The sequence below is a fragment of the Marinomonas balearica genome, assembly GCF_004362145.1.
In the GTDB taxonomy this organism is placed as follows: Bacteria; Pseudomonadota; Gammaproteobacteria; order Pseudomonadales; family Marinomonadaceae; genus Marinomonas; species Marinomonas balearica.
Genome location: NZ_SNXC01000015.1, coordinates 114767 through 132586, shown reverse-complemented (window position 1 = coordinate 132586; position 17820 = coordinate 114767). Strand labels below are relative to the sequence as shown.

Sequence of the window (17820 nt, the reverse complement as noted above, 5' to 3'; positions counted from 1 at the left end):
TAAATCGATCATTTCAAAATTGCTTCTTGCCTAAAGAATGGCTGTCTTTTTTAAAGATTGCTTCGCGGTATTCAAGTGTTTTTCTAACGCAAGTGTCGCGCCGTGATAGTCCTTCATAAGCATCTTTCCAATGATGTTAATGTGCTCTTGAACCGCTAACGCGTTGCGCTCACGTTCAGTGCTCCTATCCCATTGATAATGGTAATGAAAGACAAAGCTGATGATGTCGTAAAATTCATTAATAAACTGGTTGGGATGCGCTTTTTGCAGTAAGCCGTGAAACTTATGATCTAATCGTGGAAAGTCTTCATAATCCGTGTCCATCTTAAGGGATAGTTGTTTATGCTCGATAAAAAGCGCATTAAGCTCCTGCCAATAATCACTGTCTTCAGGTAATTGTAAGAAGTTCGACAAGGAGTGCATCTCAAACAAATGCCGAACTTCATAGAGCTGATCCACAAACGCTTCATCAAAATTCTTCATTTTCCATTGAGATCTGGGGTTCTTTTCAATTAACCCAAAACGTGAAAAACGGATCAAAAATTCTCGCACTGCAACTGTACTGGTATCAGACTGACGAGCCAGCTCCAACTCTGAAAATTTGTCACCTGGTTTCAATTTTCCAGATTGAATCAGGCTAATGAAGTGCTCTTCAACCAGTTTTTCTTTTGGTTTACTGTGCTGACTGACGTCAAAGAAGTGATGCGCTTCTGGCATAGCTAATAACGTTTTTTGAGCGTCCATTTTACGCACAAGATCAAGGGATTCGAGATGCTCAATCGCTTTTCTAACCGTGGTGCGGCTTACATTAAATTGAGTCGCCAGTGACACATCTGAGGGTAAATAATCACCTGTTTTGCAGTGATTTTTGACGTGTTCCAAGAGGGTATTCACTAACTTTTGAAATACAACATTTTTACGGCTCATGAACGCTTTGCCTTCTAGACCTTTGCTACGGATAAATTGATGCCTGAACTCAAGTTCGAAGTACAATACTTCTCAATCGTTAATTATATACCGACAATGAGTTTTTTATATTTAAAAAAGACAATAATCATGCGTTAAGAGTCCTAAACTGCTTTTTATGAGTGAATTTTATAAATAAAAAACAGTTGAACTTTGTTCTATGAGTTTCTATTCTGACCAGAATATAAAAATAAAAGCATGTTAGGTAACCCTATGAATCCTTCAAAATTCTTCTCATCTCTTTCGATATATTCGACCAAGTTACTTGGTTTCGTGAATGCCATTTTTTCGCCGTTAATGCGCTTTTACTAGGCCTTAAGCATCGCTTGTATTTTTTCAATTACTCAAACTTTTTTTGGAACATACACAATTATGAAATCTGCAATTTGCACTCAACCCGGTGTTATTGAAATTCAAGACGTTGCTCGCCCACTGGATAAGCCTGGGCACGTGATCATCAAAATCAAACACATTGGTATTTGTGGTACCGACATTCATGCTTTTGGTGGACAACAACCTTATTTTGAGTACCCACGCGTTTTAGGGCATGAATTGTCCGGCACAGTTGAGTCTGTTGGTGACGGTGTCGACCTTTCAATAGGACAAAACGTGTATGTCATCCCTTACATGGCCTGCAAAAAGTGCATTGCGTGTCGACATAACAAACCCAATTGCTGTACCGACATTCAAGTCATTGGCGTACACGTCGATGGTGGCATGACGGAATATTTGCAGGTTCCTATGGATTACGTGGTCGAAACCGATGACATGCCATTAGATCACATGGCAGTGGTTGAGTGCTTGGCCATTGGAGCACATGCCGTTCGTCGATCGCGCTTAGAGAGTAATACAGATGTACTCGTAGTCGGTGCGGGGCCTATCGGGATGGGCGTGGCTCAATTCGCTAAAGAACGCGGAGCCCGTGTCATTATGATGGACATGAATCAGGAGCGTTTGGATTACTGCAAAAACACCTTAAAAGTCGATGCGACCGTACTGGCCGGCGAGAACGCCACAGAAGAACTTGCGGCATTAACCAATCAAGAATTTCCAATGACCGTGTTTGATGCAACAGGAAACCCGAAAGCGATGGAATCTTGCTTCCGTTGGGTTTCTCACGGCGGAACGTTGGTTTTGGTCAGTGTTGTAAAAGCTGATATCCAATTTTCAGACCCAGAATTCCATAAACGCGAAATGACTCTTATGGGCAGCCGCAATGCGACAAAAGAAGATTTCGAACACGTTATTAAATGCTTACGTCAAGGGCGTGCCGTCGTATCATCTATGATTACTCACCGAGGATCATTACTGGATCTACCTACCTTGCTGCCTTTGTGGAGCAAGAGTGAAACGGGTGTAATCAAAGCCTTGGTCGAGGTCTGATTCATGCAAAAGGATTTTGAAAGCCCAAATTTGATTATGCAATTTGGAACCAGTCGTTTTCTTCAGGCGCACGTTGATTTTTTTGTCGGCGAATCCATTGCTCAAGGCTTATCGACAAGCAAAATCGCGGTAATTCAGTCATCAAACAGTCCGGCGGGCAAACAACGTATGACCGCGTTTAGTGCTTGCTCTAGCTACCCAGTAAAAGTACAAGGGATGCAGAACGGACATATTGTAGACCATACACATCAAGTCAATTCCATTGAGATGGCATTGCAAGCAAATGAAGATTGGCAAACCATCAAAACGCTGTTTTGCCAACGAGTGTCTCATGTAATATCAAACACGGCGGACCAAGGTTTTCAGCTGAACGTGGAAGACAATGCTGATTTGCTGACGGAAAACTGCGCCCCTAAAAGCTTTCCAGCAAAGCTATTAGTATTGCTTAAAGCCCGCTTTGACTTTAATCAGCAAGGAATCGTCATCATGCCTTGTGAATTGGTCGTGGATAACGGCGAGGTGTTAAAAGACCTCGTTTTAGGGCTAGCGAAAGACTGGCAACTGTCCGAAGAATTTGTATCTTGGTTACAAAACAGCTGTTGCTGGGTCAACTCCTTAGTCGACAGAATCGTTTCCCAAGCCATTGACCCCATCGGTGCGGTCGCAGAGCCTTACGCCTTATGGGCAATTGAAAAGAAACCTCATCTGAAGTTACCCTGTCAGCACAATGCGATTAAGTTAGTCGACAGTTTAAAAGATATCGAATTTCTAAAACTGGGTGTATTAAATTTATCCCACACCTATCTCGTCGATTTGTGGAAAAAAGGTGAGCTAAATGGCGAATCGCTTAAGGATATAACAACCGTACGAGAAGCCATGGAACACGAAGGTTTACGCACCGAATTGGAGTCGTTACTAGCGCACGAAGTCATCCCGATCTTATCAGCTGCAAATTTGTCAGAAGACGTTGAATCGTATGTTGAAAGTGTTCGAGAGCGTTTTTTAAACCCTTTCTTACAACATCAATTGAGCGACATTGCGGACAACCATCACGCCAAGATTGAGCGCCGTATTGTGCCGATTTTTCAAAAGGGCTTAGATGTTTTGCCAGCTAAAGCCTTCCCTAAGTTATCGGCTTGTCTGTCGGCTAATGGGTTATATCCAAACACTGAGACTTCCCTACTATGAGCCAAATACACAATATGTGCCCTGTTCATGATTCATCGATCAAAAAAGCTAAACACGCTAAAGGAGGTGACTCGACGCCATAGAAAAAAGGCGTTTCTTTGATATATACATTTTGCACTCTGAGCTTCTCTGGTAACTGATAAATACTGTCTCGGCTAAAGGTGATAGATTCACTAAAGCCGAATAACTCTAAGTTTAATAACAATAAAATAGGTAATATCATGACTAAAATCTCGCAAACAAACGGCCTAAAAACACTGCCAACATTTCTGAGTAAGTTTACTCGTCGTTCTTTCTTGGTGGCCGCCTCTACTGTGGTCGCAGGCTTCAGCATTGCTGGTACAGCAAACGCTGCCACCACCCTAAAATGGGCGCATGTGTATGAAGTAGGCTCCGCGTATCATGAAGCGGTTGTTTGGGCGGCTGATGAAGTGGCAAAACAAACAGACGGGCGAGTGAAAATTAATACATTCCCCGCTTCTTCATTGGGTAAAGAAGTAGAACTTAATGAAGCTCTGGATTTTGGCACGATTGATATTATTTATTCTGGCGACATTTTCGCTGGACAAACTTACGCGCCAATGCGCATCTCTTCTTTCCCATTTGCGATCCGTGATTTCAATCATTGGGAAAAATATCGTGACAGCAATCTATACAAAAACATCACCTCCGAATATGAGAACCAAACGGGACACGACGTTGCCGGTTTCACTTACTATGGTTCGCGTCATGTAACATCGAACTTCCCGGTCACGAAGCCTCAAGATATGGAAGGGATGAAAATACGTGTTCCTAATGCGCCTTTGTATCTAATGTTTCCTAAAGCCGTAAAAGCGAATCCGACTCCAATGGCCTTTTCTGAAGTGTACCTTGCCTTGCAACAAGGCGTGGTAGATGGACAAGAAAACCCACTTCCAACAATTAAGTTTAAGAAATTTTACGAAGTTCAGAAGTACATCAACTTAACAGGTCATATGACTAACTCTGTTTTTACTTTGCTATCGAGTTATACAAAAAACAAACTCAGCAGCGAAGATTACGAGCTGTTAACGGACATCACCCAACAAGCAGCGCTTCGAGCATCTAACGAAATCAATGACTCTGAACAGAATCTTGTTAGTTGGTTTAAAAACCAAGGTGTAATGGTACAAGAAGTTGATACACAACCTTTTGTTGAGGCGATCAAACCGCTATTAACCGCTCAAGATAACGGCTTTACAGCAGAACAATTGGCTGAATTAGAAGCCCTATAAATTATTTGTAATTGAGAGGGGGATCCTGATGATAGGACAAAAGGAACAAGGGCGAGCAGATATTGATAGCTCGCTCCCCCTCGACTTGATCGATGAAAATCAAGTCGAGGAAAGGTTTACATTTAATTTTTCTGACTTACCCGCCATGTTCTTTTTTTGGCTACTTGTCGTCATCGTATTTCTACAGTTTTTTACGCGTTATGTGATGAACGATTCTCTTGGTTGGACCGAAGAAATCGCACGCTTTCTATTGATTCTTGTTGGTTTTGTCGGCTCCATTACCGCGGTCAGAAAAGGGTCGCACATTTTCTTAGAGTTTTTATATCGTTATACATCGGCAGGTGTCACCAAGTCTTTGGTGCTGTTTTCGGATCTTACGTGCATCATTTTTTACGGCTATTGTGCGAATCTCTCGTTTCAAGTCGCCATGAGAATGAACCAAACACTGGTGTCCATTCCTCTGCCTAAATCCTATATCTACTGGACCATAGGCGTCTGCTTTCTTTTTATGGCCTGCTATTCCTTAGTATGGCTGGTGAAACGCAGCAAGCTGACACGTCATGAATTGGTTAGTCATATAAATAATCAGATTTTACCGGATTAAAGAATAAGGGTTGTTATGTCTATTCTATTCATGTTTCTCATTTTATTTGCACTTCTGATTGTTGGAGTGCCTGTTGCGGTGTCTCTGGGTGTCGCATCGTTAATCTTTATTTTACTTGAAGGCATTCCCAGCATTGTGGTGCTGCATAATATGGTGAACGGAGTTAATAGCTTCACGTTGATTGCTATTCCGTTCTTTATCTTAGCGGGTCACCTGATGAATACAGGAGGCATAACGAATCGTATTTTTGCCTTTGCTCGTTCGTTGGTCGGTTGGCTACCCGGTGGCTTAGGTCACGTCAATGTCGGTGCGAGTGTGATCTTTGCAGGGATGTCCGGTGCGGCAGTCGCCGATGCGGGCGGTTTAGGGAATGTTGAAATTAAGGCCATGAAAGACGCGGGGTATGATACAGATTTTTCTGTGGGAATAACGGCTGCCTCTTCGACAATTGGCCCGATTATTCCACCGTCTTTGCCATTGGTTATTTACGGTGTTATGGCCGATACGTCGATTGGCCAGCTGTTTGCAGCAGGATTAGTGCCTGGGTTATTAATGGCGTTTGCGCTGATGATTATGGTGTCGTGGTTTGCCAAAGTACGCAATTACCCAAGAGACGACCGATTTAAATTCAACGTGTTGCTTGCTAGCTTTAAAAAAGCATTCTTACCCTTGATGACCCCTGTCATCATCGTAGGCGGTATCTCTACAGGGGTTTTCACTCCCACTGAAGCCGCTGTCGCAGCCGTTGCCTATTCTATTTTTCTAGGGTTATGCGTATACCGCACTTTATCGTTTAACAATATTTTAAAGGTCTCTCAAGAAACCATCGAAACTACGGCTTCTATCTTAATGATTGTGGCAACTTCGACGATTTTTGCGTGGATCCTAACGGCCAATCAATTTGCCGCTTTCTTTGCAGAAAACTTGCTGTCTTTTACCGATAATAAAGTCTTGATATTGCTTATTATGACATTATTGGTGTTGATCATTGGTTGCTTTATGGAAACTATTGCAGCCATCACGATTTTGGTTCCGGTGCTTTTGCCCGTCGCAATTCAAATCGGCATTGATCCCGTTCACTTCGGCATTATTTTGATATTGAACTTGATGCTCGGGCTATTAACGCCGCCCGTCGGAATGGTTTTATATGTTTTAGCAAAAGTATCTGAAACGCCTTTTGAACGCTGTGTCGTCGCGACAGCGCCGTTTTTAGTGCCGCTCGTAAGCGTTTTACTTCTATTAACCTTTATACCGTCAATCTCAATGTGGTTACCAAGCTTAATCTATCGTTAAAGATGAGCTGAACACCGCGTGTTGAAACACACCATAAAAAATGCCCCTCAATATTGGTATTCCAACCATTGAGGGGCATTATATTGCTCGCTGTTTATCTAATGAAAACCAGTAAGAATTTATTTCAACTCAAATACAGCAAACCCTGCACTGTCTTCACCGACATACATCATGTTACTCGTTGCCAAGTTTTTTGCCTTAGGCGATGTCGTGAACGACACTTTAGCATCGCCGAAATCAGCGAAGTGCCAGTTACTGTCTGCTGAAGGGTTAATGGTTTGTTGTGAAAGAAGATAGTTCGCGATCACGTCGCGGTTTTTATCAGGCGCATCAATCACGGTTGTCGAACCGTCTAAAGCTGGGAATTTACCCCCACCTGATGAGCGGTAATTGTTTGTCGCGACAAGAAAGAATTGGTTCGGGTCTAATGTGCGTCCATTAAACATCGCATCCACAATCCGATGCGCGTCTGGATACGCAATGTTACCTTCTGAATCATAGCGAGCCGGTTGGGTCACGTCGATTTTATAGTCAATTCCATCGATCACATCAAAGTTATACGTTGGAAATGCGCTATTCACCAAGGCTTGTGTTCCTTCCATAGAGGGATCAATCGTATTGAACTGCCCTGCTGCACGTTCCAACCACTCAATAACTTGAGCACCCGACAGTTGTACTACTTTAAGATCATTCGGATAGATATAAAGGTCACTCACGTTTTTAAGCGCAATATCACCTTTCGGAACATCCGTAAAATATTCAGGGCCTCCGCGGCCACCTGCTTTAAAAGGTGCCGCCGCTGACAATATAGGAATACCCTCGTACGATGTGCCTCGAACAATGTTTTGGGTGTACCAGATTTGCGCGTTGTTTACGATTTGGATCGATGGATCATCCTGAACAAGCGCGAAGAAGCTATTAATATCGGAAGTGGACACGCCAACCTTACGGCGCATATAAGACAATGTACCTTGATGCTCCGCTTGTACAGCGTTATTAATGCTCGTGTCTGCCTCGACCAATGCAATTGTCTTACGACCCTCACGTTTTGCGATAGCACGAACGGCACTGGAACCATCGGTAATCTGCCAACCGCCGTCTTTAGTAGATTCTAACGTTAGGTCAATTACGCCAAGATGAGATCCCCAAAAGCCCGGCATGGTAGCGGGTATTCCGAATACTGTCCCTTTTTCTGAATCAACGCCTTCAAATGAACCCAGCGTTTTGTCTCCGGGAAAGACTCGATGAGAATGACCAAACATGATGGCGTCGATCCCTTCGACTTTTGCAAGATGGTAGGTCGCGTTCTCTTCGCCTTTTTCATATCGATTGCTGTACATGCCGCTGTGTGGAATTGCGACGATAATATCAGCCCCTTTTTCCTTCATTTCCGGTACGTATTTATTCGCCGTTTCAAGGATGTCTTTCGCGATCACTTTACCTGTCAGGTTATCTTTGTCCCACGTCATAATTTGTGGAGGCACAAACCCTATGTAGCCAATTTTAATCGTTTGCTCTTTACCTTCATGATCAATAACGGTTTTGTCTTTGATCAGATAAGGCTGAAAGTAAGGCTGGTCATTGTCAGGATTGGCATCGCCATCATCCGCATAAACGTTCGCACTGATATATGGAAAATTTGCGCCGGCCAAACTTTTCATTAAAAAGTCCAGACCGTAATTGAATTCATGATTCCCTACATTACCAACGTCATAATTCAGTAAGTTCATCGCCTTATAAGCGGGATGTGTTTCACCAAAACGCAGCACTCGCCCTTTTGCTACGTAATCCCCTAATGGGTTTCCTTGCAGCAGATCGCCATTGTCGACCAAGACAGAATTAGTCACTTCAGAGCGTGCTTGTTTGATTAAAGTCGCAACGCGTGAGAGGCCGACTGAATCACTTTGCTTATCCGAGTAATAATCATAATCCGCCAAGTGCATATGTATATCTGTCGTTTCCATAAGTCGTAAATCAACAGTAGCGGCATTTGCTATACTTGCTGCGCCTAATACGAGCCCTAACGTCACCTTTTTCAATCCTTGCTGCATGGTTTATATTCTCCTGTACCTTGCAATCATTGTTCTTATGTTTCCGCTCTTTCCGGCAGATAGACACGTCGCTTTAAGCGATAAAGTGGACAGTTAATCATTATGTTAACCGTACGGTCAATTACTTTAATTAACGAAAATGTCAGGTCTGTGACTAGCTCAAAATTCGCGGACTTGATCAATTTCACCTACACTGAACAACGCAGGATGCGGGTATTTTTTTATCGTTGACTGACACGGGAATAATTTATGCGAAACCCTTTAATCCGACCCATACTCTCTGAATTACGAGACCACCCAGATGGCATCTCTGAATTTGATATATTAAAAAACTTAAAAGTGTCCCTCCCCGAATTAAACGAGCTAGCTGAAGACGCGAATCTGCAACTCTTTCGTCAACATTTTTTAATCATGAATGCGCTGTATCAATTACAAACGTCACTGTGGTCTGAGGAACAGCTTCAGCTTGATATAAACCCCACTCTGATCCGGTTACATCAAGTAGAGCTCAGCGCCAGCACAGGCTCTGCTGAGGTGAACGACAGTGTCGATGCAAAACTCGCAACCTACTATTTGGATTGGTCTGAGTATGAAAAAACAGACAAAGACGAAGTTCAAAGGCTACTAGATAGCTTTTACAATGGGTTGGTTAACGAAGATGAACGCGAAGCGGCCTTATGTACTTTATGCATTGATGAGCCTTCGCCAACAAAAGATATTATTAAACGCCAATACCGAAAGCTCGCTCACCAAGCTCACCCAGATAGAGGTGGAGATACGGACACCTTCATATCTTTAAGGCAAGCTTATGAGTGCTTAATGCACTAAAAAGCTTTACAGTAATCAGTACATACTCAGGCTCAATTAGGCGTCTATGCATTTATTTTTTCATCGCGTTTCAAATTTTTTATACCTTGCCATCATAGGTTCACTGATTACGGCCTGTACGAATATAGAGATTGATTCATCTAACGATTTTCCCAACAATGGACGGGATGAATCCGCTCTCGTACGCGACAACCTTTATTTAAAAGAACGACTTATCCCCGGTATTCCAAGGCCGGATGCTACATTTAGAGACGGCTTAACATCACAAATCCGCTATTTGAATAAAATTAAAACGACCAATTACACGTTAGACAATCTAACCGTTGCGAAAACAGACCTATTAAATACAGCTCAAGAAATCAATACATGGTTGGATAATGCTCATTACCTTCCGCAATTGTCTGCACATCAAATAACAGGCCAAGATCAACGAGGGAATGTTCAAATAACGGGTTATTATGTTCCCGTCATGAAGGTCAGCCATACAAAAACGGACGTATATAAGTACCCACTCTATCGAAAGCCAAAACCAAGCGCGGACGGCTCATTCCCGACAAGAGAAGAAATTGATTTTGAAGGCGCTCTCGATGGAAAAGGTTTAGAGATTGCTTATACTGCAAGCCTTGTCGATAACTTCTTCTTACATGTTCAAGGGTCTGGAGTCATCGAATATGAAGACGGTCAACAGGCCTTGCTTTCTTGGGGTGGGGTTAATGGTCATGCCTACAGAAGTCTGGGCAAAGAGCTTATAGAACGCGGAGAAATAGACCGAGAACACATCTCTGCTCAAAGCATACGACAATGGTTAGCAGACCACCCAAATCGCGTTAGAGAATTGCTTTCAACAAACCCAAGCTACCTTTTCTTCGCCGAAGGCAACACGCGCCCGATTGGCGCGGCAAACGTTCCCCTTACGCCGTTATATTCTGTTGCTGTTGACCCTAATGTTATTCCGCTCGGCGCAATTCTCTTAGGTGAGCTGCCCATACTGGACGATTCAGGACAACTTATTCGCCATGAATTTAGACTGCTGTTGGCCCAAGATAAAGGCGGTGCAATCAAGGGACCAGGGCACATTGATTGGTATCAAGGAATAGGTGAAGAGGCGCACTTTCACGCAGGGCAATTAAAACACTTTGGAAGAGTCTGGTTACTGCTTCCAAGATAAAGGCAGGTATGGAACAGAGGTGATTTTTATTACTTCTGTTCAAACAAAACAGGCACCGTAAACGACAGTTCGCTGCTCCATAGAGACTCTGGCGGTGCGGGGAATCGAGACCGTTTCACCGCTTTCAACGCTGCCTTATCAAGTCGACGATGACCGGATGATTCGCGAACTGAAACCGTTACCAATTCTCCTTTTTGATCGAGCGTAAATGCGACTTGCACAACACCTTCTTCACGACGACGCTGTGACGCTCTTGGGTACTTTTTGTTCTTCGCCAGAATCGCCGTCAGCATTCTCTTATAGGTCATAATAGCGCCGGCGTTTGCACCAGAGCTGCTTGATGATCCAGACCCTGAAGACGCCTTTTGCGATTCGCTTGTACTGTCGGTTTTCTCTGTCGATGTTCCTTCAGAACTCGGCGCGACCGCAACAGGCGTAACCGTTGGCGCTTTGTCTATGATAACGGATTCTAAAACTGGCTCTGGCTCTGGCTCTGGCTCTGGCTCTGGCTCTGGCTCTGGCTCTGGCTCTGGCTCTGGCTCTGGCTCTGGCTCTGGCTCTGGCTCTGGCTCTGGTATTAGTATGTCGCTTTCTTGTTTAGCGACAACCATTTCTTCTGGAATGATCTCCTGCTTAGGCGCAAGCGGAGTAATATCTGGTTCTGGTTCTGGTTCTGGTTGATCTTCGACCGGTTCAACAATGTCGTCCAACTTCGCTTGATCTGTTACAGGCTGCTCACTGATTTCCTCTTTAGATAAAGTAGTTTCAGCGCTGTCGCCCAAATCGCCTAACATGCCTAAATCAAATTCCACGCCTTGGCTTCCAGCTGCCACACTGCCTTCTTCTTGAGCATTAGAAAAGGCTAAATAGAAGGCACCAGCATGCAGAGACAACGCCGCTGTACTCGCAATAATCCAGTGACCTTTCTTGATCATTGTGCAGCCCGACTCAGTTGCGTAGCGATACTTACTTTCGTCAACCCGGACTTACGGATCTCTGCGAAAATAGGTTTCAACGAATCAATGGTCACACTGCCATCTGCTTTTATTTGTACCCAGAAATTTTCTTTATCGACACTATGTTCAAATGTCTGTTCGAGAGCAGTTTGTATTTCCTCAATTTTTAACAAGCGGTCATTCACGTAAACTGCATCTACTCCTACAACAATCAGCACGTTAGGATCGGTTTGAGCGCGTTTTTCATTAATTGAAACAGGAGGCTGCACTTTGATGGGATCGGACTTTTGTATTTGACCTGCAACCATAAAGAACACCAGCATAAGGAACACAACATTGATCATTGGGATCATGTTGTCATCACCGCTTGCATCTCGTTGCTCGATGAACTTTTTACCTATGTTCATTTTGGCTCCATCGACGAGAATGCATTAGCGATAGACACATGCGCTGCGCCTAGCTTTTTGAGTTGATCTGCAAGCGTCATGAGCGATTGCAACGTCACGCCTTCTTTCGCATGAATCACCACTAACGCATCTTTATTCTGCTTAACCCATTCTGACATTTGATGCTGGTTATCTATAGCAACGGTCTTGTTCTCAAATAGGACATACCCATCGTTCGATTCAAGTGTAAAAACCACTCTTTCCAATGGTGTCACGTCTTTTGTTGGGGATGAGGCTATGGCGAGAGGAGTGTCTACTATACGCCAAGGAACAAAACTCGACGTCAACATAAAAAACAACAGTAAAATAAACACCACATCAATAAGAGGCGTCAGGCTAATGCCCGTTTTACGTTTTGTTTGCTCTAGGTTAAGCGGCACGCTTAACCTCTTTGGCACTGCTTTGAAGTGAATCCACGCGTTTTATTTCACGGGAGGTAAATACTTGCGTGACCACATCGTTCATATTGTGGGCGACACGCTCAACTTTTCGCTCTAACCAAGCGTGTAAAGTCATCACAGGAACCGCTACGGCAATCCCCACAGCCGTTGTGAGAAGTGCTTGCCATATACCTCCAGAAAGAACGGACGGATCAACCTGACTGCCCGCGCCTTCCATTTTCTGAAAGGCAGCAATCATTCCAAGAACCGTACCTAACAATCCGAGTAAAGGGCTCAAAGATGCAATAACCTCAAGAGGTCGTAAAAACGAGCGCAACATGTGCAGTTGTTTTAACGCCAAACGTTCAGTTTCTTCTCGAATCGTTGCTAAATCCATCGAACCACTTTTCAATGCTCGAATAGCAAAAGAAACAACACCGTCAATAGGACGCTGAGTGTGCAAACTTTTAATCACAAGATCAATATTGTCTTTGCGCCACGCATCAATCGCTTTGTCTGCAGATTTCGTACTTTCCGCTTTTAATCCTGCAAACTGAATCAGTTTGGCCATTACAATGGTCAATGCAACGACCGAAAAGCCCAGTAAGATCCACACAACAGGACCTCCTACCACTAAAAAGTCGATAATTTTTTGCTGTGTTTCGGGTGCCATGATCTTCTCCAGAAGCTCGTGTTCATATACTGCAAATGATATTGATTCTCGAAGTTATTTTCAATATAAATGTTATAAAAACTTGCTTTCTCTGACGAAAAATTGAACACAGAATTACCCACACAGCAGGTAAAAATTGACTTCAAAAAGCAATTTTACTGATAACCGGACACATAAAAGTAAAAGTAATAGGAGATAAGAAAAACGCTGTTAGTACGAATGACGGCTCTATACAACAAGCAGACATGTTTAAGGGGTAAAAGCATGCCTGCTAAATATAGAAAGAGAAGCTAACCTGCTCGAAGCTGCTTTAGCGAGGCTTTATAAAGTTTGTGAGCACTGAACCCTGCGAGCACATTCCCCACTAATATTCCAACAAACATGCCTTTTAAATCTGCAACTTGTGCACCAATCCATAGACAGGGTAAGAAGAATACAAACAACCTTAATGCCGAAATCAGCAATGCTCGATAAGGCTTACCTAAGGCATTGCAAATACTGACCATGACCATACACACGCCTAAAGGCCCAAGGCTAATCGGAACAATCATTAAATGCCAATGAAGAACGTCGCTCACTGCGGCTTCGCTGGTCATAGCAGACGATAACAGCCCCGCTAGTGCAAAAGACAGCAACGCAACGGCGGATTGAAAGATCAATAAAAAGCGTGTGGCAATTTTAATGACCTTTTCAATATCATCGAACGACTTAGCGCCAAGCATTCGACCAACCATAGGAGGCATAGACATAGTCAAAGCCAACGCAGCAACAATCACAAAAAACTCAAAGCGTGACGCCAGCGCCCATGCAGCTATGGCCGTCGCGCCGAATCCTGCAACCAGTTTGGTCGCTGCCAATGATGATACAGACGGCAGCAACTGACTCACCATTGCAGGCCCCATAATGTGGCCTATTTCAGTCAAGGTTTTAGCGATATTCAAACCCTTGAAATTAAATACAAGCCAATGGTTAATCGACACTTTCGGTACTAGAACCAATAGGCCGATAAAAATGGAGGCTATGGTCGCCATGGCGGCCCCTTCGAGACCAAAGTCAAAGACGAAAATAAAAACAGGATCAAGCACAATGTTCAGTACACTGGTCACGACCATCAATGTGCCTGGCAATACCGTATTCCCATTCGCGCGACAAATACTGTAATAGAAGTAAATTAACGCACTCAACAGAGCGCTGAGCAGCCACCAAGGCCAATACGAGTGGATCACGCCATACACATTGTCAGGCGCACTTAATACACTAAGAATCCCATCACTTAAGAACCAAATAATAGAACAGCAGATTGCGACACTTACCGTTCCTAATAACAACACAAGACCCGCCAACTGCCGCGCATAGTCTTGCAACTTTGCACCAAGCGCTTTGGAAATCATGGAGGTCATCGCGATCCCTAATCCAACCTGAACCCCAATGAGAACCAGTTGAATAGGCATAGTAAAACCTTGTGCAGCCAACGGAAGAACACCCAATTGCCCAATGAAAGCACTGTCTGCCAATTGAAAGCTCATAATAGAGAGCACACCAAACAACATGGGCCAAGTCATTGAAAAAAGTTGTTTGCCTAATGATGTTTCCGTCTGTTGTGTCGCCATATATTGCCGCGTAAAAGTTAAATGAAAAACATGTGGTGTTAGCGCTTACTTACCGTAAATCATGCATTCGCTGAATTGTACGCTTTTCTAAATCGACCACCGACATAGAGCATAATCAGCCCTGCACTTGAAAATGTAGCAAAACCTATCGCTAACGGCGTGACACTTTGATGATAAAACTGTCCCACGGTTGTCGCAGCAATAATCGCCACCACGCTTGAGAGTGCGGAAATAATCGACGCACCTAATCCTGCCATTTTTCCCAATGGCTCCATCGCCATTGCATTGACGTTTCCGAATATAAGCCCCTGACAGAAAAACACCACCATTCCATTTAACATAAATGCCCAAAAAGGCGGTTTGCCAGAAAAAGATAATGAAACGATAGTCATACATAGCGCTGCGACCAGCATGATGCTTAACGCTGTGGACGCCAAACGTTTAGTACCAAATTTGCGTACAATTCGCCCATTAAGTAAGGAGGATGCCCCCATTCCGATCGCCATCATCGCGAAGTATAACGGGAAAGATTCGCCCACTTCATACACATCCTGAAAAATAGATTGTGCAATGCTAAGGTAGAGCATTAAACCACTGAAAAGAAAGCCCGCCAGTACCGTAAATGCCATCACATCTGCGCGTTTTAAAATGTACATGCCGTCACGAAATATTCTGAGGACGTTGAAGGCTTTTCGATTATCCTTCGCAATGGTCTCGGGCTGTCGAATAATCAACCAAGTCATACCAATAGACGCTTGCAAGACAGCCGCGACAAAAATCCAGCGCCATGAACCAAGTAGCATAATCGTCTGTCCAAATAATGGCGCAAGCATCGGCACTAATATAAAAACCATCATGATAAATGACATCATCCGAGCCATTTCTCGTCCACGATAGAGATCTCGTATTAAGGCTCTCGAAGCAATTTTCGGCCCCGCCACGCCAAACCCTTGAATCAATCGACCCAACAACAAGGTTTCCATAGATTGCGCGAACGTCGCGATTACACATCCAATAATATAAATGACAGCACCAATGACGATGCATTTTTTTCGTCCAATCGAATCTGATAGTGGGCCAAAGAGCAGCTCACCAAACACCATGCCCAGAACCAAAGAGGAAATAATCCATTGTGTTTGTTGGTAATCGATCAGCTGAAAATCTACCGAAATATCACGAAATGCGGGTAGAACAGAATCCATGCTCAGCGCAGTTAAAGACATTATGGTTGCAAATAACGCAATAAATTCCTTTTCAGACAGTCGCGCCAAGGTGCCTTCAGCCTTTGCTGTGTTTGTTTGGTTCATCTTGTATTGTTACCCATGGATATGTCAAAAGAGCGACATATAATAGCGTGACTTCCCTCACAAAAGAGGGAAGTTGTGTGATTCTTTAAAAGTAGAAGAATTAACGTCTAATCAAAGCAAGACTCTCTTCGGCAAACCCTGTACCTGCTTCAGTATAGAAGTTAAATACATTATCGATACCAGAGGCTAAGAGATCATCTCGCTCATCTTGATACCTTGCAATGGCGGCAACTTGCCCTTCGTATCCTGCTGTACGAAGTTGTCTGGTTATATTTGCGCTGTCCTCAGAAGACGGTAAAGCGAGCAAGACAAGCTTAATTCCCTTTGTATCAAGATGCTCCCAAAGATCTAAATCTTCCCCATCGCCATAGAACACATTTTGATCGTCCCGCTGCATTTGTTCGATTCTGAAATGATCGGCATCCATACCCGCAACGCAGGCACCTTCCAATACTCGTAAAGATTCGTACGCACCTCTGCCGACACGACCAAGACCGACAACCAATATTTCCGTACCTTTTGGCTGAACAAACGTATCCGCGGGTAAGCATTCTGGTCGTTCAAAACGGCGGATCCACTCTTTATAGTGACCGTAGATCCCGTGCGCCTGACGGTACACTACGCTGGTTAAGATAAATGAGATCGAAACGGCTAAAGCGAGAATCACTAACCACTCTTTTGCTAACCAGCCACTTTGAACGCTCAAAGCAACGACAATCAGCCCAAATTCACTGTAGTTAGACAGCGCAAGCGCACTTAAAAAGGATGTACGACCACGTAACCTGAGGGATGAAAACAATCCAAAAAATAAGAAAAATTTAAATAAAATCACCGCAGAAACAAGCAAACTAAGCCCGACCATTTCAATATTCGGTAATGCTGTAAACCCGATAGATAAGAAAAAGCCGATTAAGAATAAATCTTTAAAGTTCATTAAAGACTTGTTCAACTCAGACGATTTAACGTGAGACGCGAGCAATATTCCCAAAATCAGCGCCCCTAAATCGCCTTTAACCCCCAGATATGAGAAAAGCTCATACCCGCCGAGCGCTAGAAACAATCCAGTAAGAGGCAACATTTCTCCGTGACCTGACCTCTCAAGCAACTTGTGCAAAATCGGTCTCGCTGGAATCAGAGCAAACAAGAACAGCGCCGCCAGCGATGGGATTTTTCCTGTAGCAAAGACCAGAAAAATGACCGCAACAATATCCTGCATTACTAGTACGCCCAAGCAGAGCTGGCCATGGCGCGTTTTCATTTCACCGGATTCTTCCAACAGCTTCACAATACATACGGTACTGGAAAAGCTTAGCGCAAACCCAATTAAAGCTGCAGTCTGGAGCTCTAAAACATCAAAATATCCCAGCCCAGCAATACCTACTGCGAGCGACAGAGCTCCCGTAAAAGCAACCCATATCCCCATATGCCCAAGCGTTGAAGCCCACACTTCTCGCTTTAATAAGTCGGACACGTGAAGTTTAAGGCCGATGCAAAACAGCATTAGAGTAATACCAAGATCCGCTAGATCCGTAAGAAAGACGCTGGATTTCATACCCATAAAATTCAATACAAACCCAGCGGCGAGAAAACCAATCAAAGGAGGTAAATGAATTAACTTGGCAGCTAGTCCACAAACAAACGCAAATAAAACCCAGACAAACTCCATACTGCTCCTCATCGAACACACAAAATACGAGAGCCATTCAGTGTACGT

At 43.8% G+C, this 17820-nt stretch carries 16 protein-coding genes; 7 read left to right on the top strand and 9 right to left on the bottom strand.

Annotation, left to right across the window (positions count from 1 at the left end):
• Positions 1-30: 30 nt before the first annotated feature.
• Positions 31-927 (bottom strand): GntR family transcriptional regulator, encoded by an 897-nt coding sequence (locus tag DFP79_RS15770; protein ID WP_133504908.1) that lies wholly within the window; start codon positions 925-927, stop codon positions 31-33.
• A gap of 411 nt (positions 928-1338) precedes the next feature.
• Between DFP79_RS15770 and DFP79_RS15765 the strand changes: the two genes are divergently transcribed.
• From DFP79_RS15765 to DFP79_RS15745, 5 genes are all read left to right on the top strand, one after another.
• Positions 1339-2349, top strand: a complete 1011-nt coding sequence (locus DFP79_RS15765) for a zinc-binding alcohol dehydrogenase family protein (protein WP_133504907.1) — start codon at positions 1339-1341, stop codon at positions 2347-2349.
• 3 nt (positions 2350-2352) lie between these two features.
• Positions 2353-3537 carry a mannitol dehydrogenase family protein gene (locus DFP79_RS15760; protein ID WP_133504906.1) on the top strand — a complete coding sequence of 395 codons (1185 nt, stop codon included), beginning with the start codon at positions 2353-2355 and terminating at the stop codon, positions 3535-3537.
• Between the two features lie 221 nt (positions 3538-3758).
• A complete protein-coding gene (locus DFP79_RS15755; protein ID WP_133504905.1) occupies positions 3759-4790 on the top strand; it encodes a sialic acid TRAP transporter substrate-binding protein SiaP in 1032 nt (343 codons plus the stop codon).
• A 28-nt stretch (positions 4791-4818) separates the two neighbouring features.
• On the top strand, positions 4819-5394 hold the full coding sequence (locus DFP79_RS15750) for a TRAP transporter small permease (protein WP_133504904.1): 576 nt from the start codon (positions 4819-4821) through the stop codon (positions 5392-5394).
• A 15-nt stretch (positions 5395-5409) separates the two neighbouring features.
• Positions 5410-6687 (top strand): TRAP transporter large permease, encoded by a 1278-nt coding sequence (locus DFP79_RS15745; RefSeq protein WP_133504903.1) that lies wholly within the window; start codon positions 5410-5412, stop codon positions 6685-6687.
• 119 nt (positions 6688-6806) lie between these two features.
• On the opposite strand, the gene DFP79_RS15740 is transcribed toward DFP79_RS15745, so the two are convergent.
• Complete coding sequence (locus DFP79_RS15740; RefSeq protein WP_133504902.1) at positions 6807-8738, bottom strand: bifunctional 2',3'-cyclic-nucleotide 2'-phosphodiesterase/3'-nucleotidase; 1932 nt, start codon at positions 8736-8738, stop codon at positions 6807-6809.
• Positions 8739-8987: 249 nt separating this feature from the next.
• On the opposite strand from DFP79_RS15740, the gene DFP79_RS15735 reads away from it, so the two are divergent.
• Entirely contained in the window at positions 8988-9566 is a 579-nt protein-coding gene (locus tag DFP79_RS15735; RefSeq protein WP_133504901.1) for a DNA-J related domain-containing protein, read from the top strand.
• Between the two features lie 46 nt (positions 9567-9612).
• On the top strand, positions 9613-10734 hold the full coding sequence (gene mltA / locus DFP79_RS15730; protein WP_133504900.1) for a murein transglycosylase A: 1122 nt from the start codon (positions 9613-9615) through the stop codon (positions 10732-10734).
• Positions 10735-10763: 29 nt separating this feature from the next.
• Here the strand turns inward: mltA and DFP79_RS18185 are convergent, their stop codons facing one another.
• The 7 genes from DFP79_RS18185 to DFP79_RS15690 all read right to left on the bottom strand — a co-directional run bounded on the left by DFP79_RS18185 (position 10764) and on the right by DFP79_RS15690 (position 17772).
• Positions 10764-11669 carry an energy transducer TonB gene (locus DFP79_RS18185; RefSeq protein ID WP_208111446.1) on the bottom strand — a complete coding sequence of 302 codons (906 nt, stop codon included), beginning with the start codon at positions 11667-11669 and terminating at the stop codon, positions 10764-10766.
• Entirely contained in the window at positions 11666-12097 is a 432-nt protein-coding gene (locus tag DFP79_RS15715) for an ExbD/TolR family protein (RefSeq protein ID WP_133504898.1), read from the bottom strand. Before DFP79_RS15715 ends, DFP79_RS18185 begins: the two co-directional genes overlap by 4 nt.
• Positions 12094-12516: an ExbD/TolR family protein gene (locus DFP79_RS15710; RefSeq protein WP_133504897.1), complete on the bottom strand. Its 423-nt coding sequence runs from the start codon at positions 12514-12516 to the stop codon at positions 12094-12096. Before DFP79_RS15710 ends, DFP79_RS15715 begins: the two co-directional genes overlap by 4 nt.
• A complete protein-coding gene (locus tag DFP79_RS15705; RefSeq protein ID WP_133504896.1) occupies positions 12506-13189 on the bottom strand; it encodes a MotA/TolQ/ExbB proton channel family protein in 684 nt (227 codons plus the stop codon). Before DFP79_RS15705 ends, DFP79_RS15710 begins: the two co-directional genes overlap by 11 nt.
• Before the next feature lie 290 nt (positions 13190-13479).
• A complete protein-coding gene (locus tag DFP79_RS15700) occupies positions 13480-14799 on the bottom strand; it encodes an MATE family efflux transporter (RefSeq protein WP_133504895.1) in 1320 nt (439 codons plus the stop codon).
• Between the two features lie 59 nt (positions 14800-14858).
• On the bottom strand, positions 14859-16106 hold the full coding sequence (locus tag DFP79_RS15695) for a multidrug effflux MFS transporter (protein WP_133504894.1): 1248 nt from the start codon (positions 16104-16106) through the stop codon (positions 14859-14861).
• Positions 16107-16206: 100 nt separating this feature from the next.
• Positions 16207-17772: a cation:proton antiporter family protein gene (locus DFP79_RS15690; protein ID WP_133504893.1), complete on the bottom strand. Its 1566-nt coding sequence runs from the start codon at positions 17770-17772 to the stop codon at positions 16207-16209.
• Positions 17773-17820 lie beyond the last annotated feature (48 nt).